This is a genomic window from Adonisia turfae CCMR0081, from assembly GCF_011009555.1.
Classification (GTDB): Bacteria; Cyanobacteriota; Cyanobacteriia; order Phormidesmidales; family Phormidesmidaceae; genus Leptothoe; species Leptothoe turfae.
Genome location: NZ_QXHD01000004.1, coordinates 5,971,423 through 5,992,786, shown reverse-complemented (window position 1 = coordinate 5,992,786; position 21,364 = coordinate 5,971,423). Strand labels below are relative to the sequence as shown.

28 protein-coding genes are annotated in these 21,364 nt (G+C 48.1%); 14 read left to right on the top strand and 14 right to left on the bottom strand.

Annotated features, from left to right (window positions below):
- Positions 1–23 precede the first annotated feature (23 nt).
- From trmD to DXZ20_RS29485, 3 genes are read right to left on the bottom strand one after another with little or no spacing between them, the layout of a single operon-like run.
- Positions 24–731, bottom strand: coding sequence for a tRNA (guanosine(37)-N1)-methyltransferase TrmD (gene trmD / locus DXZ20_RS29495; protein ID WP_163662470.1), 708 nt, complete (start codon positions 729–731; stop codon positions 24–26).
- Positions 732–753: 22 nt separating this feature from the next.
- Positions 754–1,767, bottom strand: a complete 1,014-nt coding sequence (locus DXZ20_RS29490) for a tetratricopeptide repeat protein (RefSeq protein WP_163702585.1) — start codon at positions 1,765–1,767, stop codon at positions 754–756.
- 49 nt (positions 1,768–1,816) lie between these two features.
- Complete coding sequence (locus DXZ20_RS29485; protein WP_250564877.1) at positions 1,817–2,554, bottom strand: RNA polymerase sigma factor; 738 nt, start codon at positions 2,552–2,554, stop codon at positions 1,817–1,819.
- Positions 2,555–2,830: 276 nt separating this feature from the next.
- Here DXZ20_RS29485 and DXZ20_RS29480 point away from each other — a divergent pair, with 276 nt between their 5' ends.
- The 3 genes from DXZ20_RS29480 (at position 2,831) to DXZ20_RS29470 (ending at position 4,743) form a co-directional block, all read left to right on the top strand.
- Positions 2,831–3,406, top strand: coding sequence for a glyoxalase-like domain protein (locus tag DXZ20_RS29480; RefSeq protein ID WP_163662474.1), 576 nt, complete (start codon positions 2,831–2,833; stop codon positions 3,404–3,406).
- Positions 3,407–3,466: 60 nt separating this feature from the next.
- The gene (locus DXZ20_RS29475) at positions 3,467–3,925 is read left to right on the top strand and encodes a cupin domain-containing protein (protein WP_163702584.1); all 459 of its coding nucleotides are present in this window, start codon (positions 3,467–3,469) and stop codon (positions 3,923–3,925) included.
- A gap of 62 nt (positions 3,926–3,987) precedes the next feature.
- Positions 3,988–4,743: a hypothetical protein gene (locus DXZ20_RS29470; protein ID WP_163662476.1), complete on the top strand. Its 756-nt coding sequence runs from the start codon at positions 3,988–3,990 to the stop codon at positions 4,741–4,743.
- Between the two features lie 92 nt (positions 4,744–4,835).
- On the opposite strand, the gene DXZ20_RS29465 is transcribed toward DXZ20_RS29470, so the two are convergent.
- The 3 genes from DXZ20_RS29465 to DXZ20_RS29455 form a co-directional block, all read right to left on the bottom strand.
- Positions 4,836–5,372, bottom strand: a complete 537-nt coding sequence (locus tag DXZ20_RS29465; protein ID WP_163702583.1) for a hypothetical protein — start codon at positions 5,370–5,372, stop codon at positions 4,836–4,838.
- 198 nt (positions 5,373–5,570) lie between these two features.
- Positions 5,571–6,518: a glycosyltransferase family 9 protein gene (locus tag DXZ20_RS29460; RefSeq protein ID WP_163702582.1), complete on the bottom strand. Its 948-nt coding sequence runs from the start codon at positions 6,516–6,518 to the stop codon at positions 5,571–5,573.
- A 34-nt stretch (positions 6,519–6,552) separates the two neighbouring features.
- Complete coding sequence (locus DXZ20_RS29455; RefSeq protein ID WP_163662482.1) at positions 6,553–6,705, bottom strand: hypothetical protein; 153 nt, start codon at positions 6,703–6,705, stop codon at positions 6,553–6,555.
- Between the two features lie 58 nt (positions 6,706–6,763).
- Here DXZ20_RS29455 and ispD point away from each other — a divergent pair, with 58 nt between their 5' ends.
- Positions 6,764–7,444 (top strand): 2-C-methyl-D-erythritol 4-phosphate cytidylyltransferase, encoded by a 681-nt coding sequence (gene ispD / locus DXZ20_RS29450; RefSeq protein ID WP_163702581.1) that lies wholly within the window; start codon positions 6,764–6,766, stop codon positions 7,442–7,444.
- 78 nt (positions 7,445–7,522) lie between these two features.
- Here the strand turns inward: ispD and psb30 are convergent, their stop codons facing one another.
- Complete coding sequence (gene psb30, locus DXZ20_RS29445) at positions 7,523–7,666, bottom strand: photosystem II reaction center protein Ycf12/Psb30 (protein ID WP_006516248.1); 144 nt, start codon at positions 7,664–7,666, stop codon at positions 7,523–7,525.
- A gap of 191 nt (positions 7,667–7,857) precedes the next feature.
- On the opposite strand from psb30, the gene DXZ20_RS29440 reads away from it, so the two are divergent.
- From DXZ20_RS29440 to DXZ20_RS29430, 3 genes are all read left to right on the top strand, one after another.
- The gene (locus tag DXZ20_RS29440; RefSeq protein ID WP_163662486.1) at positions 7,858–8,214 is read left to right on the top strand and encodes a YkgJ family cysteine cluster protein; all 357 of its coding nucleotides are present in this window, start codon (positions 7,858–7,860) and stop codon (positions 8,212–8,214) included.
- A 147-nt stretch (positions 8,215–8,361) separates the two neighbouring features.
- Positions 8,362–8,727: a TMEM165/GDT1 family protein gene (locus DXZ20_RS29435; protein ID WP_163662488.1), complete on the top strand. Its 366-nt coding sequence runs from the start codon at positions 8,362–8,364 to the stop codon at positions 8,725–8,727.
- A gap of 15 nt (positions 8,728–8,742) precedes the next feature.
- Entirely contained in the window at positions 8,743–9,033 is a 291-nt protein-coding gene (locus DXZ20_RS29430; RefSeq protein WP_163702580.1) for a TMEM165/GDT1 family protein, read from the top strand.
- 11 nt (positions 9,034–9,044) lie between these two features.
- Here the strand turns inward: DXZ20_RS29430 and DXZ20_RS29425 are convergent, their stop codons facing one another.
- Positions 9,045–9,587, bottom strand: coding sequence for a DUF4149 domain-containing protein (locus DXZ20_RS29425; RefSeq protein WP_163702579.1), 543 nt, complete (start codon positions 9,585–9,587; stop codon positions 9,045–9,047).
- 159 nt (positions 9,588–9,746) lie between these two features.
- Positions 9,747–11,081, bottom strand: a complete 1,335-nt coding sequence (locus tag DXZ20_RS29420) for a glycosyltransferase family 2 protein (RefSeq protein WP_163662494.1) — start codon at positions 11,079–11,081, stop codon at positions 9,747–9,749.
- A 301-nt stretch (positions 11,082–11,382) separates the two neighbouring features.
- Here DXZ20_RS29420 and ebsA point away from each other — a divergent pair, with 301 nt between their 5' ends.
- The 5 genes from ebsA (at position 11,383) to DXZ20_RS29395 (ending at position 14,827) form a co-directional block, all read left to right on the top strand.
- Positions 11,383–11,757, top strand: coding sequence for a type IV pilus biogenesis protein EbsA (gene ebsA / locus DXZ20_RS29415; protein ID WP_006516254.1), 375 nt, complete (start codon positions 11,383–11,385; stop codon positions 11,755–11,757).
- Between the two features lie 233 nt (positions 11,758–11,990).
- Complete coding sequence (locus DXZ20_RS29410; protein WP_163662495.1) at positions 11,991–13,076, top strand: DRTGG domain-containing protein; 1,086 nt, start codon at positions 11,991–11,993, stop codon at positions 13,074–13,076.
- A 109-nt stretch (positions 13,077–13,185) separates the two neighbouring features.
- On the top strand, positions 13,186–13,701 hold the full coding sequence (locus tag DXZ20_RS29405) for a DNA recombination-mediator protein A (RefSeq protein WP_163662497.1): 516 nt from the start codon (positions 13,186–13,188) through the stop codon (positions 13,699–13,701).
- Between the two features lie 117 nt (positions 13,702–13,818).
- Positions 13,819–14,256, top strand: coding sequence for an MAPEG family protein (locus tag DXZ20_RS29400; protein WP_006516258.1), 438 nt, complete (start codon positions 13,819–13,821; stop codon positions 14,254–14,256).
- Positions 14,257–14,335: 79 nt separating this feature from the next.
- A complete protein-coding gene (locus tag DXZ20_RS29395; protein WP_163702578.1) occupies positions 14,336–14,827 on the top strand; it encodes a YajQ family cyclic di-GMP-binding protein in 492 nt (163 codons plus the stop codon).
- Between the two features lie 39 nt (positions 14,828–14,866).
- Here DXZ20_RS29395 and DXZ20_RS29390 read toward each other — a convergent pair whose 3' ends face one another.
- The 3 genes from DXZ20_RS29390 to DXZ20_RS29380 form a co-directional block, all read right to left on the bottom strand.
- Complete coding sequence (locus tag DXZ20_RS29390; protein WP_163662501.1) at positions 14,867–15,364, bottom strand: GNAT family N-acetyltransferase; 498 nt, start codon at positions 15,362–15,364, stop codon at positions 14,867–14,869.
- The gene (locus tag DXZ20_RS29385; RefSeq protein WP_163662503.1) at positions 15,348–15,527 is read right to left on the bottom strand and encodes a DUF8624 family small hydrophobic protein; all 180 of its coding nucleotides are present in this window, start codon (positions 15,525–15,527) and stop codon (positions 15,348–15,350) included. The genes DXZ20_RS29390 and DXZ20_RS29385 overlap by 17 nt, the downstream gene beginning before the upstream one ends.
- An 80-nt stretch (positions 15,528–15,607) precedes the next feature.
- Positions 15,608–17,404, bottom strand: coding sequence for a sodium:solute symporter family protein (locus DXZ20_RS29380; RefSeq protein ID WP_163702577.1), 1,797 nt, complete (start codon positions 17,402–17,404; stop codon positions 15,608–15,610).
- Between the two features lie 231 nt (positions 17,405–17,635).
- On the opposite strand from DXZ20_RS29380, the gene DXZ20_RS29375 reads away from it, so the two are divergent.
- Positions 17,636–18,172 carry a hypothetical protein gene (locus DXZ20_RS29375; protein WP_163702576.1) on the top strand — a complete coding sequence of 179 codons (537 nt, stop codon included), beginning with the start codon at positions 17,636–17,638 and terminating at the stop codon, positions 18,170–18,172.
- 19 nt (positions 18,173–18,191) lie between these two features.
- Here the strand turns inward: DXZ20_RS29375 and DXZ20_RS29370 are convergent, their stop codons facing one another.
- On the bottom strand, positions 18,192–18,950 hold the full coding sequence (locus tag DXZ20_RS29370) for a HEAT repeat domain-containing protein (protein ID WP_163702575.1): 759 nt from the start codon (positions 18,948–18,950) through the stop codon (positions 18,192–18,194).
- Positions 18,951–19,096: 146 nt separating this feature from the next.
- Positions 19,097–20,398, bottom strand: coding sequence for a glutamate-1-semialdehyde 2,1-aminomutase (gene hemL / locus DXZ20_RS29365; protein ID WP_163662511.1), 1,302 nt, complete (start codon positions 20,396–20,398; stop codon positions 19,097–19,099).
- 307 nt (positions 20,399–20,705) lie between these two features.
- Between hemL and hisIE the strand changes: the two genes are divergently transcribed.
- Positions 20,706–21,347, top strand: a complete 642-nt coding sequence (gene hisIE, locus DXZ20_RS29360; RefSeq protein ID WP_163702574.1) for a bifunctional phosphoribosyl-AMP cyclohydrolase/phosphoribosyl-ATP diphosphatase HisIE — start codon at positions 20,706–20,708, stop codon at positions 21,345–21,347.
- Positions 21,348–21,364: the final 17 nt, after the last annotated feature.

Below are 21,364 nucleotides of genomic sequence, written 5' to 3'. Positions count from 1 at the left end.
GCGGAAGCAGACAGCAGCAGCCTTTAATTATCTTTATTTTCCCACTGTTGCTGCTGCCAACGCTCATAAAGATCGCAGCGACGCTCACGAGTGCGTTCGATCTGTTGCTGGCGACGCCATTGGGCAATGGCAGCATGGTTACCGGAGCGCAACACATCTGGCACAGTCCAGCCTCGAAATTCAGCCGGTCGAGTGTAATGGGGATAGTCCAACAAACCAGACTCAAAACTGTCGTAATGCAAAGAATCTCGTTTTGCCACAGTGCCTGGCAGCAATCGAATGACACCATTGAGCAATGCCAGGGCTGGAATTTCACCGCAGGTGAGGACAAAATCGCCCAGGGACACTTCCCGCGTGACTACATTCAGAATGCGTTCATCCACACCTTCGTAATGGCCACAGATAATCACGAGTTGATCAAGACTCGTTGACCATTGCCACAACAGAGATTGAGTCATGGGCTCCCCCTGAGGAGTCATTAGCACCACTTCACGGCGAGCCTGCTGGGGTAGGCTCTCAAGAGCTGCCACAATTGGAGCAACCTTCATCACCATCCCGACGCCCCCCCCATAGGGTTCGTCGTCAACCTTATGGTGCTTATCAGTGGTGAAATCCCGAGGGTTGGTGATGTGAACCTGAGCAATCTCCCGCTGTAGTGCCTTGCCGATGAGTCCAGAGTTGAGGGGTGATGTAAAAAAGTCGGGAAATAAACTGATCAGGTCAAATCGCATTAATTATTACTGCCCCCAGGCTCTAAAAATTCAACAACCGGTTAAATAGTTCCACTTCGAGATTAGTTTGCTCTAGTAAACGTGCCAACTCATAAGCTCGCTCATACTGGTCTCGGGCTAACGTTAGCTCCCCTGTAGCCTCATAAAACTCCCCTAGACGCTTATAGGTGACTAATCTGAACCAATCATTATCACTATTGCTCGTCAGGGCAATACGTTCATCCAGGTAAGTACGCACCTGGTTCCAATCACGTCTAGCGCTATAAACATCAGTTAGACCATCAATGGCATGGAGCTGTGATGTGACATCATTGCTATCACGTCCATAGCTTAGGGCTAGACGATACGCGCCAATAGCTTTACCCTGTATACCTTGAGCTAAATAGGCATCACCGAGATTGTTGCTGGTATTGGCACGGCCTACCAAGTTGCCGGCCCGAATACGGTAGTTGCCAGCAAGTTCGTAATATTCAATGGCAGCGTCGTACTCTCCTTGGGCAAAGGCCAATAAACCTAGATTACTGAGGGACAAACCAATGCCTTCAAAGTTTTGAATGCTGTAGGCAATGTTCAAGGCTTCTTCATAGGATTGGATGGCAGACTCCACTCCCCCCCGCTGCAATCGCAAGGTTCCCAGGGTATTCCAAGCAAATATTTGGGTACTGAAGTTTTGATTGTCCCGGGCGATCGCAAGCTGGCGACGCACAGCCGTCTCAGCCCCGGTATAGTCACCCAGCTGGGCATAAGCACTGCCAATTTTGCCATAGACCTGCTCCATGGAAGCGGTATCGCCAATCTCATAGTAGAGTTCTACGGCCTGACGCCAGGCACGCAGTGCCGACTGATAGTCTGCCTGTTCCGCCTGGCGGTCCCCCAAACGGAACAACTGATCAGCCACGTCGCGTTGCTGATTAATGGCCTCTCGGTTAACCGGCTGTCGCAGCTGGTCATCAAGCGTCCCTTGGGCATAGGCTGCTGACATACCCAGCAACGCCGTCAGCACTAACCCGTAACCAAATCGAACTGTGCAGTGCACGACCAGATCTCTCCCTATGTAAAACACTAGCGCCCAAAAACTAGAGCGATCAAGCTTCAGAAGCTAGATTTGGCTGTTCTAAGTCAAGATCGGATACATCCAATAGCTCTGACAAATCCTCTGCCAAATTCTCCTCCGCTACAGTTTCAGTATCCCCAAAGTAAATCACCTGAATATCACGTGGTAACGCTTTGCTCAAAGATTGTTGAGCATCTGTCAACAAGGTTTTCACAGATTTAGGGGAAATACGCTGCCCCTCAGCCTGTAAATAGGCAGCAATTCGAGTATCACTCCATCGAAATGTCTGCGCCATGACAATAACCAAACGGTGTAGAGGCTGAAGCTGCTCAAGTGCCTGAGTAACATAGCACCAGAGTGGGGGCGAAGCTTCTTGCAAGTTGTAGTGAATCTCTTCAACATCAGGCAAAGCAGCTTGATTAATACAGGCCGCTGTCAAATTCACGAGCCAAGCTTGCAAAGAAAAGTTTTCTGGAGGCTTAGCTGGCAAGTCAAGGCCACTCAATTCATACAGAATATGCCGCCATGTCAGTGCAAACAAATACTCTGATTGCACTGTAGAGCGAGCCGAGTGACGAATCAGGGTATACACCACCGGACTGTAGCGACAGAACACAGCGGTAAAGTACTTGCCGTCTTCGGGATGCAGCTTAAGCTGCTGCACTAGGTCGTAGTCACTGTACTCAAAAAGCGACTTGACGACAGCATGATCACATTCAGGAAAATTAGGAATATCCACAGTACTGAAAACGGCGCTCTTGCCAATCATCGGCAGAATAGACAGACTGGCATTAACCAAACTGAGACTACCGTATAAATAGCAACTACTATACCCAGGATCCGTCGAATCTTAAAGATTCGGAGATAAATCCCAAGCTGACACTAGTGAACACCTACCGTAAATTGCCCCATCAGACTACGGTAAAGGATCGGTTAACCCGGCATCTTTCTAACAGCTAGTCGGTTTGAGCCTTGATAAACTAAGGTCAATCCCAGTGTCCTAACTCTACTTAAGCTAACAGCACCCTCTTTCCGAATACTGCCCATGGATTTTTGCGCCATCATTTTTTCATCACCACTGGCCTCCATCTGGCAAGGGCTACCCCTCGATAGCCTCGTTTCTACCCAAGGCATTATGGTGATGCTGCTGGTGGCCTATGCAGGCGCGATGTGGATGTTTCTCACCAGCGCCCCTAAGGTGCATACGGTGATGGTTTCTGACTTAAATATTGCCCAACAGTTTTATGAAGGGATGCTAGGCCTGTCTGCTGCCGATGTGCCGCTCCACTATTATTACAATTACGAGCAAACCATGGGGACAGGACTAGATCCAATGATGGGCATGGGCTCTATGCCTCGTCCCACAGAACTGGGCAACAGCCCTGATGGCCTCTGGTATCAGCTGAAAAAAAATACTCAGCTACACGTTATCTCAGGTGCCAGCCGTGGCCATAAAGATCGTCAACGCCACGTTTGTTTTGATCGAGACTGCCTCGAACTTTTACTCATGCAGGTGCAGGCCAACAGAGTGCGCCATAAGATTCGGAGTGAAAGACCCCTCAATTTCTTGGTCAAAGACTATGATGGCGAAATCATTGAAATGGCTGAAGTTGCCGATTAGATTTGGTCGTAGGGGCGTTGCATGCAACGCCCCTAAGATTTGTTTATATGTATTGGCCCTATGATCATCGACCTTTCTAAGGTGTCCGCTAGCCAGGGTACTGGGTATCCAGAACCTTTCAAGGCTGCTGTGACAGGACGCTCTAAGCAACGCGTGGGTAATGTGGCTGGGCTGACTAATTTTGGCATTAACTTGACCACGTTAGCGCCCGGAGCGCAGTCAGCCCTGAGGCACTGGCACAGCCACCAAGATGAATTTATTTACATGGTTTCAGGAGAACTCACACTAGTAACTGAGGCTGGAGAAACATTACTCACACCGGGCATGATGGCTGGGTTTCCAGCTGGGGTGCCCGATGGTCACCATTTAATTAATCACTCGGGTGTGATCGCAACATACCTTGAAATTGGCGATCGCACCCCTGGCGACCGCGCAGAATATCCCGACGATGATCTGTTAGCCCAACCTAAAGATGGAGGTGGCTACTGTTTCACCCACCGTAGCGGTGCTCCCTACTGAGGTGCCCACAAGCTATGGTAAAACCCTTGATATACGAGACCTTTACCTTCGACAGATAACCAATGCAATTAACGAAGGGACTGGCGAAGGCTGGTTTGAGACAATCTGCCCATAGGGATTACCCTAGCTGGATAGTCAGAAAAATTTTGCCGTTCTGCGTTCTGCTAGCCAGTTGCCAACGCACACCACCAGCTACGGACATTCCCAACGTACAAAATCCATCTGCCCCACCGCCACCAGAGACCCAGGCACCGCCACCGCCACCGTCTAACTCCTATTTGGCACAGATACCGCCTGACGTGACTAATCAGCTGGTCAATCTCGGTGTAAATATCGTGATCCCTACATATCTAACACCCAATATGACCTTGGCCAGCTATGGAGTCGGTGAAACATCAGAAACTAGCACACCCTACTATTGGTTGGTATATCGAGACGACCAACAGCGTTGTTTTGCCATCGAATATGCGGCCAGTGGAACCAATGATATTTCTCTAGAAAATCAAGAGCCCTTGGACAGTATGCTATTTGGAGAAGGCTATCGTCTTTACCACGGTAAATTTCCTAATGGTGAAAGTGGAGAATTACCAGAGCCCGATTTATTTACCGATTGGCTAACGGGTGAGGACGGCTTCTACCGCTTAATAGGAGCCGGTTTAATAAACGCCCAAGACTATGGCCAGGGCGATTGCAGTAACCTTACGGTCAAAGAAGCTATGACTGTCGCCGAGTCATTAAATTATTTAGCGACTGATATTAGAACCTTGGAAGCCATCCCTGCAAAGCCATCTGGTTTGGAGAACAATGTCACCCCATAAAAAAGACTCGCTTTTGAAGCGAGCCTTTTTTATACATAAACAACAGTAACTTCAACCTTTATCCATCACTGTTAATAGTCAGCTATTGGCATCTAATGCTTCTCAACCACAGAGGTATCCGAGGCTGCTTTTGACTGCGGTGCTTCTTTTTCAACGACCGCTTGAGCATCTTTGGCAACAGCAGCCCCCCCGCCTGCAACAGCATTAGTCGTAGTTGAGACATTCTTAGCAACCGCTTTCGCTGGAGACTTAACAGTTACATCGGCTTTAGCAGGACGTTCAATTTTTTCTAGACCAAGCTGCTCACGCGCTTTATCTAATAGAAAATTAGCTCCATTTTGGCTAACTTCCAAAAATGCTTGACCAGTAGCCGCAGCAGCCTGGTTACCATCCACTGGTTCTGCCTGTTGAGTGTCCCACCATGCTCGCATTTTCTGTCCGGAGTTAAGAGCTATATCGCCAAACCAAGCAAAAAATACAAATACAGAACATATAATTAACCAAACTAAAAGAGCTAACTCCTTAATGATGGTCCCCGTCAATACAAAAACACTCTTATACGTGTCTGCCGTCTTGGGATCAAAAAGTAGTTGAGACACCACAGCAGCTTGAGACTTAACGCGATCCATGGTTTTACCTCATCTAAATGATTTATAAAAAACTTGATGAAACTATTCTTTGACTACCACTCAGTAGGGTCATCCTATCGAAAGATATCTAACGTGCCGTTAGACATGGTGGATAGTCTTAAGCTTTCTCCTCGAAAGACGAGTCATCGTTGCTATAGGATGCAATGCTTTATCAAACGTTCTTGAGTATACCCAAGGTTAACCACCCCAAACTTTTTGTAAAACATCCCCTGGCTTTAGATCAGCTAGCCGCTCTGTCGCCGATTGCACACCTAGGATCCGTGTTTCGCCCTCAACAACTGGTAAGGCCTGGCTCAGTTTTGTCTGCAGTACGAGGGTAAATACCTGAAGAGCCATAGATACTTGGCTGATATAGCTATCAGGAGTAATCACTAAATCAGCGCCAGCTAGGATAGCGGCAACCTGCCCAAGATTTTCCACCTTAACGGCCTTAAGCGTACGCTGACGACTCAGCGTGGCAACTAACTCTTCGCTATCGAGAGTTTCCAACAGCACAATCGGCATCTGTGGCTGTTTAGACTGAAAATCATCCACAATGCTAAGCCAGCTACTTAAAGGATAGGCATCTGCCTGCACGTTCAGGCCAGGATACACAACCACGTAGCCGCCGCTACCCGACAAATTCAAGCCTTGACGTTGTTCATCAGCCCAGGCAATATCCCCTGCTGGCACATTGAGGGCAATGGGCGCAGATTTAGAGGGTTCTGCCAGGCCTTCTAAAAGCGCCTGGTACTGACTGGCTTGATACGGCTCTTTGTCAGCGGTCACGGTATTGGTGTAAAGCCATGGAGCTTGGGCGTTGCTATAGCCAACTCGAGTGGGAATACCACTCAGCCAAAGCAACACACCTTCCTCCCAACGATCACTAGCTGAGAGAACCAATTCAAATTCGCGATCGCGAATAATACCCAACAAATTAGCCCAATCAGCCGGACTATTTTGCCCTCGATAGTTAAACGGAATGACTTCACTAACAGCCTTAGACACCCGGTAAGCTGATTTAGACGTGGGCTCCACGACCACTGATATTTCAGCGCTGGGATAAATTTCTTGAATAGTTGCTAACGTTGGAAAAAACTGAAGCTGATCGCTAATTCCACCAGGAACTAAAGCCAGGACGTGCATGGACTTTGGAGAATACTTCGCTACTCATTCTAGATTAAGCTGGCAGCGCTAATGCTGAAGAAAGGTCACTAAACCGCGAAATTGTAAAAATTATTCCTTGGTTAAGATTTTTGAGAGGATGTAGGGTGCCGATGGGGTGACAAACACCGGGGGTGACAAACACCGATGGGGTGACAAAAATTTGCATCTCTCACCTCAACAGGCAACGTTCACATGCGTCCTTAAAATATTTTTTGGAGACAGTAATGCACCTACTTATACCGGCAGCAGGCAGTGGCAAACGCATGGGTGCTGACGGCAACAAACTGCTTTTACCCCTGCTCGATCATTCAATTATGGGGTGGACCCTAAAGGCTGCGGTCGCTGCCAACAGTATTGAATGGATCGGCATTATTTGCCAAGCCATGGATGAGCCGGTGTTTCAAGAGACTGTTACTCAACTGAAAATAGATAAGCCAGTATCATTCATCCGTGGTGGAGATACTCGCCAGGCATCGGTCAGCCATGGTTTACAGGCCTTACCTGAGGACGCAAAACAGGTGCTAATTCATGATGGAGCTCGCTGCCTCGCTACTCCAGCGCTTTTTGATCGCTGTACCGCAGCGTTTGCAACTTGCAAGGGATTTATTGCAGCGGTGCCCGTCAAGGACACCATCAAACAAGTCAATACTTTTGGCATCATCGAAGCCACCCCCAATCGTTCTCATCTGTGGGCGGCTCAGACTCCCCAGGGATTTGATGTTGCACTACTGAAGGAAGCTCACCAAAAAGGTCAAACCCAGGGTTGGTCTGTCACTGACGATGCTGCTTTATTTGAAAAATGTGGCTTCAATGTCCACATTGTGGAAGGAGAAGAAACTAATTTGAAGGTGACTACACCTATGGATCTTGCGATCGCAGAATTTATTCTACTTCAGCGCCTTTAACCATCAAGAACCCGGTTTCTAGCAAATTTGAAATCATGAGCATTTTATCTGCTACATAAACCGGGTTCTTGATGATGACTAAAGATCGCCGCTTCGTGCAACCAACAAAAAGATGATTGCTGGACCAGAAATAACTACCATTGCCAAGACAGTGAGCTGAGCCACTACCAGAAAATCAATATTGCTGAGAAAACCCAGACCCAAGATACCCAGAAGACCCATTGAACCTCCGATAATCAACTAACCGTGACCTCTGCGCACACAAGCGCACCGTCATTTTACCTGGTTCGATCCCACCGCTTTTAAGAAAGTTTACAAAATTCCAAAAACTTTGATAACAAACCTGGTCAGACGTCTAATCCCCTGGCCCTTTATTCTTGTATAAGCCTCATCCCGCTAAGGACAAAGACAATATGGCCACGTGGCAATGTGTAAAAACCTGTGGTGCTTGCTGCAATCTCACCCCAGCCGATCGACCGAATTTAGCCGACTATCTCACGCCAGAACAGCTAAAAGTTTATATGGGCCTGGTGGGTCCAGACGGTTGGTGCATCAATTACGACACAGAACAGCGTGTATGTAAGATTTACGACCAGCGTCCCAGCTTTTGCCGTGTACAGGCGGACACGTTTGAGCAAATGTTTGGGGTCACTGAGGATGCACTCAATGACTTTGCCATCGACTGCTGTCAAGAACAAATTAGTGGCGTCTATGGCAACAAAAGTGAAGAACTGGATAGGTTTGTAGCTGCTGTCGGCATAGAAGACTGAAAAAAGTAATGGTTTTATTTTGAGCGTTCAGTTGCTGTTTAAGGGGGGCATGTGAGCATGCATGCCACTTTAGACAGCTAAAAAACATAGCTCATAGTTCTCCTAACCCTTGCTCTTGCAATCTTCCTGACAGATAATGAAGCAAATATGAAAGACTTCTCTGTGACATCCTCCACCTCCATACAGCCTACGGGCACTGAGCAGCCCACAAAAAAGACGCCCCAAGCCAAAGCAAGCTTTTGGGGCGTCTTTCTTTCAACATTCGTCACAATTTTTCTGGCGGAATTGGGAGACAAAACACAGGTTGCAACCTTGTTAATTAGCGCTGAATCCCACAAGCCACTTACGGTATTTGTAGGAGCAGCGTTAGCTTTGATTTCAACGAGCCTCGTGGGAGTAATAGTGGGCCAATGGTTAGCGCGTCGGATTTCCCCTGAAACCTTGGACACCTTAGCTGGGATTTTACTCCTAATTATTTCCGTCGGCTTAACGGCTGAAGTTATTGGTCTTTAGAGAATTATTGCCATCATGTCATTTGATTGGAACTTACTCAGCGTTAGCTTTATCACCGTCTTCCTATCAGAATTAGGTGATAAGAGTCAGCTGGCAGCCATTGCCTTAGGGGGTAGCTCGTCATCACCTAAGGCCGTATTTTTGGGGACTGCCAGTGCCCTGGTGTTCGCTAGCTTTCTAGGGGTTTTATTGGGAGAAGGCACAGCACAAATATTACCAACGCAAATTGTTAAAGGCGCTGCAGCTATTGGGTTTGCACTACTAGCAATCCGCTTACTGTGGCCTGATGGGGAAACCGACGGATAGGCTGACTCACGTTACTCACTAAACTGAGCAGCAATATCGACATAGCACAGACGCAATAGAAATCCAAGAATCAATACTTTGATAGCTTCCAAACCCCAGTAAATTCCATGGATCCAGACCATGGCATGGGGAATGATGTGAATGGTCCCTGGCATATCCAAAACAATGCCAATAGAGCCTATGTAGGGAGTCAATACATAGGTATAGGTCAGAGCGATCGCGACCAAACTAATCGCCAACAGCAACGCCCATCGGCTACGGCTGCCGCTAACCTCAACGGAGTATTCAGCATGGGCCTGGCGCATGGCCAACACCCCAGTTAAGATCAACCCTGATAAAAGCATTTCCACATGGTTGAAGAGCTCAAATAAACTGTAGCCAGCACTGGCAAACCCCGGAGCAGTCATCATGCCATTCATATAAAGCATCGGCATGACCACAAAATCGAGAATCAGGCTACCACCAATCCAAAAAACTGCAAGAAAGAGAACAGCACTATCCCAAGCAAACTGTCGTGGAGACAGCTTGGGTAGCGACAACGTGAAATGTGTCATGGATTAAACCAGATAATAGATGGGTATGTCCCAACGCTAACCGATTTAGTCAGTAAAAAACGTGAAAAAACGTTGCGATATAAGCATTGCAACGTTTTCTTTAGACTCATAACGCCAGTCTTTACGCCAGTCTTTATTTTATAAAGTCGGCTTCACCCATTAGGCACTGGCCGTTTCACCAGCGTGGATAGTCTTGACCCACTTCAGCCGCTTTGGTCGTACAGCCATACGGGTCGTTGCAAAAGCCATAACCACAACCCAATGGGTCATATATAAGGTGCCTTTAATTGCCCGCACCATTGCCATGGGTAATGATACGTTTTGAGTGCGGTATATGCCCATGGTCATTCCCCAATACGATACACCAACCGCCAAAGTCGTTAGGGGAGCAAACACAGGTGGCTGGCGCAGTGCGATCGCAACAATAAAGTCTGGCAGTGCCACAATCGGCAACATATATTGCAATATCCAATACATCAGCATATCAACGGACTTATTCCAGCCCAGCCGATTGCGGACAAGTAACCGCCAGTAATCTAAATAACGCTGATAGCCCCCCTCAGCCCAGCGATTACGCTGATGCCAGAGAGCGACACCGCTAGTCACCCCTTCTTCACCCACAGTTGGCATATCCAAAAAACCAATATTCCACTGATGTAGATGCAACTGAACGGTCAGATCTAAATCATCGGTAATGGTCATTTCATTCCATCCACCACATTGAGCGATGGTCGTATGGCGCACAAACTGACCATTGCCCCGCAGTTCTCCAATGCCACAGCGGGCTGACCTTTGCTCCTGGTAGTAACGATCTAAAGCCATTTCAGCAGCTTGCCCCTGGGTCCAAAAATTAGTGGCACTGTTAACAATGGACTTGCGCACTTGAATTGCCCCAGTGCGATCATTGGCAAATAGCGGCACCACTCGACGCAATAAATCAGCAGGGACCTGAGCATCAGCATCAAATACAGCCAAAATTTCTCCGGTAGCCCTTGGCCAAGCCAAGTTAAGCGCACCAGACTTGCCTCCAGTTGCCTCTGGGCCACGGTGCAGAACCCTTAACCTGGGATACTCATGGGTTAACTCGTCCAATATTCTGCCGGTATCATCATCACTGTTATCGTCAATTACCCAAAGCTCATAACGATCTTCGGGGTAGTCCAAATTACAGAGAGACTCCACTAAATGGGCAATGACAGCCTCTTCATTTTTAGCGGCCACTAGCAGGGAAACAGGCGGACAGTCCGGTTCAGCCAATGCAGACGGTACGGCAGCCCGATTAGGGCTAATGGCATAAGTAGCATTAGCACTCACAATGCGCACCATATAAAGTGCAACCAGCCCAGTAACGGCCCAAACCACTTGCGCGCCCCACATTGCCCAGTGCAACATCACCGTTACACTCCACAGAAACACTAAAGCAGCCAAAGCTTTCAGGCGACGTCCCTCCGAAAGATCATCCAGTAAAACATCAGATACCGTTTCAATCGCCATAGGTTCCGTGTAATAGGGTTGTTGGGTTACAGGTTATTAATATCTTATTAAAATCTGTTACACAGTATCTTCTTTAGACACACCTTCTCTGAAATCCTCTTATTTTGAGGTGCTTGAGGCAAAGGTTTCTGTGGGTACACTAGTGCTCGGCAGAATTAAGTTGCAGACATCTTGGTTACTGACGCGCTGCGCCCCTGCAACAGATAAGAACCAAGGTCTAGCCAGACCTAGAGGCGTTTACTTGACGCCTCTATTTGCCTAAGTTCACTATGTCTTGAGACAGATTCCACTGCTAAACGCCATGCCTATTGCAGACATTCAGCCCGCTCCCAAACAAGATGTCGGTGTTTATATGCCCTATTACCAGGGCAATAAACGTAAGGCTCTCCCCTATGCCATTGGCCTTTATAAACGTGGAAACCTTGAAGGGGAGCGCCGGATCGAAGGCGGTGAAAGCATTGCCTTTTTAGCAACCTGGAATGTGTCAATGTTGCCTGCTGACTTAACTCAATGTCGGATGCAATTTGATGGTGATGCCGAACTAACCTATGAAATCACCATGGCCACCTTTGAATTTGTTGATTTTCTAATCGATGTAGTGACTGCTATGCGTCTAAAGCGGTCTCCTGACTTTTCCAAATCCTTTTACCGCAGGCTGCTAAGAATGGATGAGTAAGTTATGGCACCGCTAATGAGTTCGGTGTTCACTAAGCCCTCAACCTGATTTAAGTCATATACCAATAAGCGTCGTGTAGTACTGTAGTCAACTGCACGACGCTTATTTTTAGGCCCTGAACATGTTAAGCACCTAATCAAAACACTTCGGTAAAAGTTAAGGTTTTGTCCAATTGCGAACAGCTCTCCATGGCACAATGGGGGGTAGCCCTATTGGTAGTTAGGAGTTATAGTGTGCCCAATCCATCAAAGCACCTGCTGATTGGCTCAACAGAGCCCTACAGCGGCAAGTCGGCCACCATAACCGGGTTGGCCTTGCAGCTTCAGGATCGCGGTATTGATATCGCCTATGCCAAACCCGTTGGTACTTGTCCTAGCGATGAGGCTGGTATCGATGAAGATGTTCGATTCATTTCCAAAATTTTAGAGCTACCGACATCGCGGCTGCGTCCAACGCTGCTATCTCTGGATGCGCAGACAATCCAGAAACAGTTGACGGAAGAAAACTCTGCGATCGACCCCCAACAAATGGCTACATATCTAGGTGGTCAAGGGGAAGATCTATTGCTGATTGAAGGACCAGGCACCCTCGAGGAAGGGACGTTGTTTGGCTTGTCGCTCACTCAGCTAGCGAAGGTAACCGAAGCTCAAGTCATGCTGGTGGCAAGATTTCATTCTGTGTTGATTGTTGATGGTCTTTTGGCTGCTAAGCAAAAGCTCGGTGATCGACTCATGGGTGTTTTGATTAATGATGTCCCCATGGATCAACTGCAGGATGTAAACACCAACGTTAAGACCTGTCTCGAACGTCATGGGATACCAGTTTTGGGTATTTTACCCAGCACTCCGCTAATGCGCAGCGTCAGTGTCGGAGAGCTTGTGCATCAACTCAAAGCTGAGGTCCTTTGCTGTGAAGAGCGTATGGATCTGATGGTGCAGAGCTTAAGCATTGGAGCCATGAACGTCAACTCGGCCCTCAAGTATTTCCGCAAAGCTGACAATATGGCCGTTATTACGGGTGGTGACCGGGCTGATATTCAGCTGGCTGCTTTGGAAACGTCGACCCAGTGCCTGATCTTGACAGGACATATTGCTCCGCGCCCAGATATCACTAGCCGTGCTCAAGATCTAGAAGTCCCCATCTTGTCAGTTGACCTAGATACCCTGACGACGGTCGAAATCATTGAGAAGTCATTTCAGGAAGTTCGATTGCAGGAGCCTATTAAGGTGCAATGCATTCAATTACTGATGGAACAACACTTTGATGTAGATAGACTCATGGCTGAGTTAAATTTGTCATCACCGGCGGTAACGGCTTAAGGCTGACCTAGGAAGCCATTAGAAGTCAGTCAGAAATTATGGATATCAAGGCTTGGGGACAAGGGTTTGGTAGAATTGGCCAGTCCCTTCATTAAAACTATATAAACCCTTGAGTCAGTCCCTTGATACTCCCATCGAATCGCTTAAGGTAGATGATTTTTTGCAGGAGCTTGCTGCCATTCAGCAGTCTGGCTCTAAGCGCATTGCTATCTTGGGTTCCAGACATGTACCTATTACCCATTTGCGCCTCATTGAGCTCATGAGCTACGCATTGGTACTTGGCGGCAATCGTCTGTTGACCTCTGGGGCGACTGGGACTAATGCCGCAGCCATCCGTGGGGCAATGAAGGCAGATCCGAACTTGCTGACGGTTATTCTGCCGCAAAGTTTAGAACGTCAACCGCGTGAATCTCGTGAACAGCTGGATTCAGTGATTCACCTGGTTGAAAATTCGGCTAATGATCGACTAGAGCTGGCAGAGGCCAGTTCACTCTGCAACCAAGAAATTATTTCCCGCTGTCAACAACTGATCTGTTTTGCATTTCATGACAGTAATACACTGTTGCAAACCTGTAAGGATGCTGAGGAACAGCGCAAGATTGTAACGCTGTTCTATTTTGATTAGGACGGTGAGGTCCTATCCAATTGTCTATAGATGACTATCTCTAGGTAAGTCGTTGGTCATGAATCTGAAGCTTTATGACCTGAATCATTTCCTTATTAATGCTAGAACACTGGATCTGTGAGCTTACTATCCCTGCCTAATCTTTTTTTGTATAGTCTGCCAGTGGCGGCCTTTCTAATTTATGTGCCCTACCTGGTGGTGGCTTCAGAGCGAGTTAAGTTAGCTCAATCTATGGACGATCCCATAGAGGCTTTGGCTCGTCCACGCTTTTATACGGATAAGCTACCGAACTATGCGATGCGGGCTAACTGGGCCCATCAAAATTCGTTTGAGTCATTTATTATCTATTCTCCAGCTGCTGTCATGGCCTACATTACAGGGCAAGACAGTACGGCTGCGCTATCAGCTGTTGTCGCTTATCTAGTTGCTCGGCTGCTGTTTTCGGTATTTTACATTCTGAATGTGGCATCGTTGCGATCGCTAATGTTTGGCATCGGTAGTCTCAGCATCTTCAGCCTCTATTTCATGAGTTGTAAAACCATCTGGCTACAATAGTTTTTAGCCTCGCGCTTTCCATCTCTAGATGGTGGGCAATGCCCACCCTACGGCCTAATACTCTCCATTCACCTTGCTAATGGCTTCTACCTATTCATTTGATGTGGTCAGCGATTTTGACCGTCAAGAACTAGTCAATGCCCTTGATCAGGTACGTCGTGAACTAAAAAGCCGCTACGACCTCAAAGATACTAAAACCACGCTGGACTTAGGTGAGACCAATATTGCCATTGAAACCGCCAGTGAAATGACCCTTGAAGCAGTGCATACGCTGATTCAGACCAAAGCCGCCCGGCGAAATCTATCTATGAAGATTTTCGACTTTGGCAATATTGATGCGGCCAGTGGCAATCGTGTGCGCCAGGATATTGAGTTGAAAAAGGGCTTAAGCCAGGAGGTTGCAAAAAAAATCTCCAAGATGATTCGTGACAACCTGAAAAAGGTTCAAGCATCGATTCAAGGGGATGCAGTGCGAATTTCAGCTAAGTCCAAGGATGATTTGCAAAATGCAATTCAGCTAATTAAGCAAGAAGATTGGCCCGTTGCTTTGCAATTCCAAAATTATCGTTAGGCTACGGGCATAGTAGAGTCTCAAAGAGCAGCTTTTACGCTATAGGTCTAATGTTAACAGCGTCGCCTTAGACTCATAACCTAGGCTGTTGTAAAGGCTGAGGGCAGCTAAATTATCTGTAAATACCTGAAGGCTAAGCTGGTCATAGCCTTGAGCCTTGGCCCAGTTTTTGGCGTATTGCATCAGCTGACGACCCAGGCCTTGGCGGCGGTAGCCAGGGGAGACATAGACCAGATAAATATAGGCCTGCAATGCCCCGGTTAACTGATTCATAGATTGCCCTAACCATAGACAGCCCAAGGATTCTCCCGTAGTAGTAGCCGTGAAACCGACACGAGCACCGCTCTCCGACTTCTCTAACCACCACAGGGCTGAAGGGCCTTCAAGATATAGTTCAACGGTTTTCGTCAAATGGCCTAGCTGGGTAGCACCTAATTCTGCATAGGCATTACCCATGGTGGCAAGCAACCTTGCCCGATCCAAACTAGATCCTTGAACTAAGCGATACCCTGGGGGCCAATCAAACTCCAAATCCATTCAGCAGTAGGGCTTTACCCATCATAGCCAGGTCATCACCATCCATGGGAGCTGGGGCCAGCATGTCGCTCGGCAGCCAGATTCGCGCACTAACAGCCACCATCGCCACTAGAAAGACGAGCAAAATCAGAAACGGAATAACGTAGGAGCGAATGATGGACATGATTTAGATCCGAGTCTCAGAGTGGGTTAACAGTTATCTATTAAGTATCGTAACGTTTTGTTGAGGGTAAGCCTGACTGGCTACGGCAAAATATCATCGTCGTCTAACCCTGGGCGAGGCACCGGTACGATGGGTTGCCGATTTAAGTGGCGTAACCAGAACCACCCTGCTACGGCCACAATTAGCGATAGCCAGCCCCCTAAAGAATTGAGCAATAAGAAACCGCCCACGGCAAACATGGCACCAAAAAGCAGTAGTAGTGACGCAATTACCCGCTTAAACTCTAAACCCAGATTTTGCAACGGTCTTACCCCTGTACGCTGTCGCTGTTTTTGCCAACCAGGACCACCGGGTCGGACACGACGATAAAAGTTGTCCAAGGTTTCGTCTGATTCTGGGGGGGTAGCAAACATAGCGATCACCCAAATCACAGTAGTCATACCAGCCGTGACGAGTAGACGCAAACCAAAATCATCAATTTGAAACCAAGGTGCACTGCTAGTCAATAAACCAATCAGGAATCCAGCAACCATCGAACTTAGCTCTGCTGCCGCATTAATCCGCCACCAGAACCAGCGCAAAATCAGAACTAATCCAGGACCGGTGCCAATGGCAATCACCAGGCGGAAAACAGTCGCCACATCTGAGGCAAAAAAGGCTGCTGTGGCTCCCAGGGCCGTCACCATTACTGACGTCATGCGACCAACATTGACTAATTCAGCCTGGGTAGCGTCTGGATTGATAAAGCGACCGTAGAGATCATTCGTTAAATATGAAGCCCCCCAGTTAATGAGCGTTGACACCGTGCTCATAAAAGCGGCAATCAACGATGCGACCACTAAGCCCAGCAGTACAGGAGGTAAAAAGTCGAGCATGAGCTTGGGATATCCCAATTCGCGATCGGCCAAGTCTGGATAAATGGCCACAGCAGCCAGCGCCACAATAATCCAGGGCCAGGTGCGAATGACGTAGTGCAAAATATTGAAAAACCAGGCCGCTTTCTCAGCCTCACTCTCGTTTTTAGCGGCAACCAGACGCTGGATGAATTCTCCACCCCCATCACTACGACGAAAGGCCCACCATTGTAAAAAGACATAGGCTGTAAAGGCACTGGCGGGAATACCGGCGACCGTACTCCAACCAAGGCCACCGTTAAAGGTGATGGGTAAGATGCTAAGAATATCGAAATCAGTATTGGTTTGGGCCTGATTGATCAGGTTTTGCATGCCACCAACGGAGATGACGGATGCGATCGCAACCACAATCGCTCCAAAGAGAGCCAGGAAGAATTGGAAAAAATCCGTAGCGACCACCCCCCACAGCCCCGAAAAGCCTGCGTAAAACAGCACCAAAATACTGACAACAATCACGCTCCAGAGCTTCATGCTCTGATTGGGTTCAATGCCCAAACTTTGCCAAAGTTCAAGAGCATCCACCACTTTGACCATGGCTAACATGGCATAGCCGATACCAATGCAATTAATGGGTACCGCAAACAGAAATGCTTTCACACCTCGCAATAAGGCAGCCGTTTTGCCGCCATAGCGAATTTCTGTGAGTTCAGCATCGGTCACCACTTCAGACCGTCGCCACAGCCGCGCAAAAATATAAATCATCACGACGTGGGCAATGCCAAAGCTCCACCACTCCCAGTTACCAGCAATGCCACGGGAGCCGACCACACCTGCCACATATAACGGAGTATCGATGGAGAATGTGGTAGCAGCCATACTTGTGCCCGCTAACCACCATGGCAATGACCGACCCGAGACAAAAAAGTCAACTAAACTTCCAGAGGCTTTACGCGATAAGTAGACGCCTAACACCATCGTAAAAATGAGATAGGCCAACACAATCAGCCAATCAATTAGCAGCATGGGTGTGAACTATTGGAGATTCTGAAGCGACAGCCCAAATCATCCCACACGGTGATCAACTGTCGCAAAAGGGCGTTAAGCAATGTACGACCTGGATACCTGATGATTTCATCCGGGAAATTTTGATAGGTTGACGATTTTTGTGAAGCTTACGCCCTTCGCAGCCATGCAATACGAAAATGCCTAATCACTTACTGAAGTTGTTTCCAGAATTCCTTAATAGCTCTCTCTATGTTTCGTACCCCTGTGTTGCTTGTGGGTAGCCTGTTGCTCATGGGTCCAGCTGCGCTTGCGCAAGCGCTGACTGGTCAGTTCGCACAAGGCCTTTCACCCTCCAGCCGTGATGACTTTGAGCGACTAGACGATTTGATTATTCCAATCGAGGCCACATCAGGCAGTTGTCCCCAAGAAGTTCGCTTTTGGAAAGAAACCCATCGCAACTTCGAAGCTGGTGAGAATAGTGGCATTATGCTTGATGTCTCCAGCGTCAGCCGAGGAAAAACCGAATTTATCGATAGCCAGGAGTACTCTGTTACCTTCAGAACACCCCTTGCGCCGGAATTTTATAATTGCGTTGGCAAACTTGGCGAAAGCGAAGAACATTACCGACCTCTATACAGCCTTTGGTTTGAGGAAGGACATGTTTATTTTCACTTTGATATCAGTCCAATTGCACCGGAGCCTCATGAAAACTGGTACTTTGCGACTATTACTCATCAGGAAATTGTCGGCCAGTATCCCTATGTTCGCTGGACTGCAGGCGATTAGGTACCGACTGACAATCGGGCTAAAAATCTTGTTCTTGTTCAATTTCTTCGACGACTTGTAAACCACGCGGATCACCCAAATTGAGTATGGCAGCTCGGGCATCATCCCTCACACCTAAATCCTCATCGTCGGCAAAGGTTTCGATCAGTGCATCAATGGCCGTTGCATAGACCACGTTATAGGTTAAGTCCTTGCACAGTTCACCAATGGACCAGGCACAATTGCTACGCACAATGGCAATTGGGTCATTGCGCATGGTTTTAACCAAGGCTGGGATAGCTTTCAAAATCGCCTCAAAGCTGATTTTTCCCATTTGGCCTAAGGCACTGGCCGCCCAGAGCCTGACCACAGACATATCATTCTCAATGGCCTCCACCAGGGGCACAACCGCCTTCTCATTACGACAGTTACCTAAGGCCCAAACCACAGCTTTACGCACATAGCCATGGGAGTCATTTTGCAATTGCGCAATCAGAGCATCCACAGCCGTCTCACTGGGATTTCGACCCAGGGCATAGGCCGCATTGACTCGTACCAGAGGGCTTTCGTCACCTAATAGGTCAATCAGACGAGGTATGGCACGGGGCTCTTGAATTTTATAGAACGCACGGGCTGCCAACATCCGCTGCTGCAAGTCATCTGACTCTAGCAGTGGCAGCATTTGGTCAGGGTTATAGCGAGGTCTATCGTCCTCTAACGGAATGTCATCTAAAGGATCGATAGGTGTTTCTAAGCCGACCTCAGTTTCTAAAACTTTGAGAGCATCTATATCGTCCATGTTTGAAAGAGGAAGGAATAAAACTTAGGTAATGGCCCACATGAACCATTACCCAGCATGCGTTTATAAAAAGTAATTGACCTCGAACCGCCTTGACAGCGGGCGGCTTTAATAGCGGGCCGCTTATTGAAAGCGACCCTTACTTTTTAGAGCGCAGACAAAACAGTACGTGCTGCAGCTAACGTATTGGCAATGTCATCATCGGTGTGGGCAAGAGACGTGAATCCAGCTTCAAACTGAGAAGGTGCCAGGTATACCCCTTGCTCCAACATGCCACGGTGGAAACGGCTGAACTTAGCTAAGTCAGATTGTTTAGCATCGTCATAGTTATGCACAGGTCCTTCAGTGAAGAATAGGCCAAACATAGCGCTGATGTTGCCACCACAGACAGCATGGCCATTTTCACGGGCAATTTCTAGCAAGCCTGTGATCAACTTGTTGGTTTTCTCTTCAAGCTGCTCGTAAGCACCAGGGCGACTCAAAATTTCCAGAGTCTTGATACCGGCAGTCATGGCCAGAGGATTACCTGACAAGGTACCAGCCTGATACACAGGACCCGCAGGTGCGATCATTTCCATAATCTCGCGGCGACCACCATAGGCACCCACGGGCAAACCACCGCCAATAATCTTACCCAAGGTGGTCAAATCAGGAGTGACGCCAAGCTTCTCTTGCACACCACCATAGGCAATGCGAAAACCAGTCATAACTTCGTCAAATACGAGTAATGCACCATCGTCTTGAGTTATTTCACGCAGCCCCTCAAGGAACCCAGCATCAGGCGTCACAAAGCCAGAGTTACCAACGATGGGCTCCAGAATAACACCAGCAATTTCACCGGGATTCTGCTCAAATAGGGTTTTGACAGCCTCAAGATCGTTGTAAGGCGCAGTCAATGTAGCTGCTGTGGTGCTCTTGGGTACACCAGGAGAGTCCGGTAGACCCAGGGTGGCTACACCAGACCCTGCCTTAACCAGGAACATACCTGCATGACCGTGATAGCATCCTTCAAACTTGATCACTTTTTCACGCTTGGTGAATGCCCGCATCACTCGCAATACCGACATACAGGCTTCGGTACCAGAGTTGACAAAGCGTACCATCTCGATGCTGGGAACGGCGGCAATCACCTTCTCAGCGAGCACATTTTCCAGGTAACAGGGTGCTCCAAAACTAGTTCCCTTTTGTAGGGCTTCCATCAGGGCTGCATTCACTTCGTCATTAGCATGACCGCAAATAGCAGGCCCCCAAGTACCGACATAGTCGATGTATTCATTGCCGTCAACGTCCCAAATATGAGAGCCCTTAACGTGGTCGAATACAATGGGTTGGCCGCCAACGGACTTAAAAGCACGCACGGGAGAGTTAACGCCCCCAGGCATTAAGTTTTGGGCAGCCGCGAAAATCTCATCTGATTTTGTCGTTTTTAAAGATGTGGTAGTAACCAACGGGCTCTCCTTATGGTTAAAAGTCGTTTGTCGAAGGGTTAGGATGACAACCTTACATGGCTGCCATTGTGAAAGGATACGAGTGAAATGCCTGAATCCATAATTTGGATGGATACCTCGTCAGGCAACTGATTGCGCCTCTCAGAGCGGCATTAATCAGGATGGCGAAGATCGCAGTATTCTCAATCGTAGCGTTTGTGATTACACCGATTGCAATATGTTAAGGAATGTAGCAAAACAGTAAAAGCTCGCCAACTGCGACAATAGAGCTGCACTGAGCTGCATTGATACTGAACTAACACGGATCATGAGTACCCCGCTTTCTTTTGTTGGCGCTATCCCCACTGAAAAAATTCGCTACAACGACCAGGGCCTGGTACCTGCGATCGCACAAGACTATTTAGATGGCACCGTGCTCATGATGGCCTGGATGAACCAAGAATCCCTACAAAAAACCTTGGAAACAGGCGACGTTTGGTACTGGAGCCGCTCCCGTCAGGAGCTATGGCATAAGGGAGCCACCTCCGGTCATTTACAAAAACTAAAGGCTATTCGCTATGACTGCGACAGTGATGCCCTGTTGCTAACCATTGAGCAAGTCGGCGATATCGCCTGCCACACAGGGGAACGCAGCTGTTTCCACCAGGTGGATGGGGGCATTACACCACCGGCAGCGGATACGCTATCTCAGGTGTATGGGGTGATTTGCGATCGCAAAGTCAACCCTCAACCTGACTCTTATACCAACAAACTTTTCGCAGGTGGCGACAATAAAATCCTCAAAAAAATCGGCGAAGAATCTGCCGAAGTGGTCATGGCCTGTAAAGATGACGAGCCTGATGATATTGCCGGAGAAGTTGCCGACCTGCTCTATCACACCCTTGTCGCTCTGGCCCATCACAACGTAGATATCAAGGACGTCTATCGGAAGCTGCAATCACGTCGATAACGCCATGTTTAGAGACG

What these genes read in the sequence shown, in the direction of transcription:
- hisIE (WP_163702574.1), top strand. Translation starts at nt 20,706, where the DNA reads ATGAGTACCCCGCTTTCTTTTGTTGGCGCTATCCCCACTGAAAAAATT.
- DXZ20_RS29430 (WP_163702580.1), top strand. Translation starts at nt 8,743, where the DNA reads ATGTCATTTGATTGGAACTTACTCAGCGTTAGCTTTATCACCGTCTTC.
- ispD (WP_163702581.1), top strand. Translation starts at nt 6,764, where the DNA reads ATGCACCTACTTATACCGGCAGCAGGCAGTGGCAAACGCATGGGTGCT.
- DXZ20_RS29385 (WP_163662503.1), bottom strand. Translation starts at nt 15,527, where the DNA reads ATGTCCATCATTCGCTCCTACGTTATTCCGTTTCTGATTTTGCTCGTC.
- DXZ20_RS29485 (WP_250564877.1), bottom strand. Translation starts at nt 2,554, where the DNA reads ATGATTGGCAAGAGCGCCGTTTTCAGTACTGTGGATATTCCTAATTTT.
- DXZ20_RS29460 (WP_163702582.1), bottom strand. Translation starts at nt 6,518, where the DNA reads ATGCACGTCCTGGCTTTAGTTCCTGGTGGAATTAGCGATCAGCTTCAG.
- DXZ20_RS29395 (WP_163702578.1), top strand. Translation starts at nt 14,336, where the DNA reads ATGGCTTCTACCTATTCATTTGATGTGGTCAGCGATTTTGACCGTCAA.
- DXZ20_RS29390 (WP_163662501.1), bottom strand. Translation starts at nt 15,364, where the DNA reads ATGGATTTGGAGTTTGATTGGCCCCCAGGGTATCGCTTAGTTCAAGGA.
- trmD (WP_163662470.1), bottom strand. Translation starts at nt 731, where the DNA reads ATGCGATTTGACCTGATCAGTTTATTTCCCGACTTTTTTACATCACCC.
- DXZ20_RS29425 (WP_163702579.1), bottom strand. Translation starts at nt 9,587, where the DNA reads ATGACACATTTCACGTTGTCGCTACCCAAGCTGTCTCCACGACAGTTT.
- DXZ20_RS29370 (WP_163702575.1), bottom strand. Translation starts at nt 18,950, where the DNA reads ATGGACGATATAGATGCTCTCAAAGTTTTAGAAACTGAGGTCGGCTTA.
- DXZ20_RS29475 (WP_163702584.1), top strand. Translation starts at nt 3,467, where the DNA reads ATGATCATCGACCTTTCTAAGGTGTCCGCTAGCCAGGGTACTGGGTAT.
- DXZ20_RS29435 (WP_163662488.1), top strand. Translation starts at nt 8,362, where the DNA reads ATGAAAGACTTCTCTGTGACATCCTCCACCTCCATACAGCCTACGGGC.
- DXZ20_RS29440 (WP_163662486.1), top strand. Translation starts at nt 7,858, where the DNA reads ATGGCCACGTGGCAATGTGTAAAAACCTGTGGTGCTTGCTGCAATCTC.
- DXZ20_RS29470 (WP_163662476.1), top strand. Translation starts at nt 3,988, where the DNA reads ATGCAATTAACGAAGGGACTGGCGAAGGCTGGTTTGAGACAATCTGCC.
- DXZ20_RS29465 (WP_163702583.1), bottom strand. Translation starts at nt 5,372, where the DNA reads ATGGATCGCGTTAAGTCTCAAGCTGCTGTGGTGTCTCAACTACTTTTT.
- DXZ20_RS29455 (WP_163662482.1), bottom strand. Translation starts at nt 6,705, where the DNA reads ATGCAAATTTTTGTCACCCCATCGGTGTTTGTCACCCCCGGTGTTTGT.
- DXZ20_RS29480 (WP_163662474.1), top strand. Translation starts at nt 2,831, where the DNA reads ATGGATTTTTGCGCCATCATTTTTTCATCACCACTGGCCTCCATCTGG.
- ebsA (WP_006516254.1), top strand. Translation starts at nt 11,383, where the DNA reads ATGCCTATTGCAGACATTCAGCCCGCTCCCAAACAAGATGTCGGTGTT.
- DXZ20_RS29380 (WP_163702577.1), bottom strand. Translation starts at nt 17,404, where the DNA reads ATGCTGCTAATTGATTGGCTGATTGTGTTGGCCTATCTCATTTTTACG.
- psb30 (WP_006516248.1), bottom strand. Translation starts at nt 7,666, where the DNA reads ATGGGTCTTCTGGGTATCTTGGGTCTGGGTTTTCTCAGCAATATTGAT.
- DXZ20_RS29375 (WP_163702576.1), top strand. Translation starts at nt 17,636, where the DNA reads ATGTTTCGTACCCCTGTGTTGCTTGTGGGTAGCCTGTTGCTCATGGGT.
- DXZ20_RS29420 (WP_163662494.1), bottom strand. Translation starts at nt 11,081, where the DNA reads ATGGCGATTGAAACGGTATCTGATGTTTTACTGGATGATCTTTCGGAG.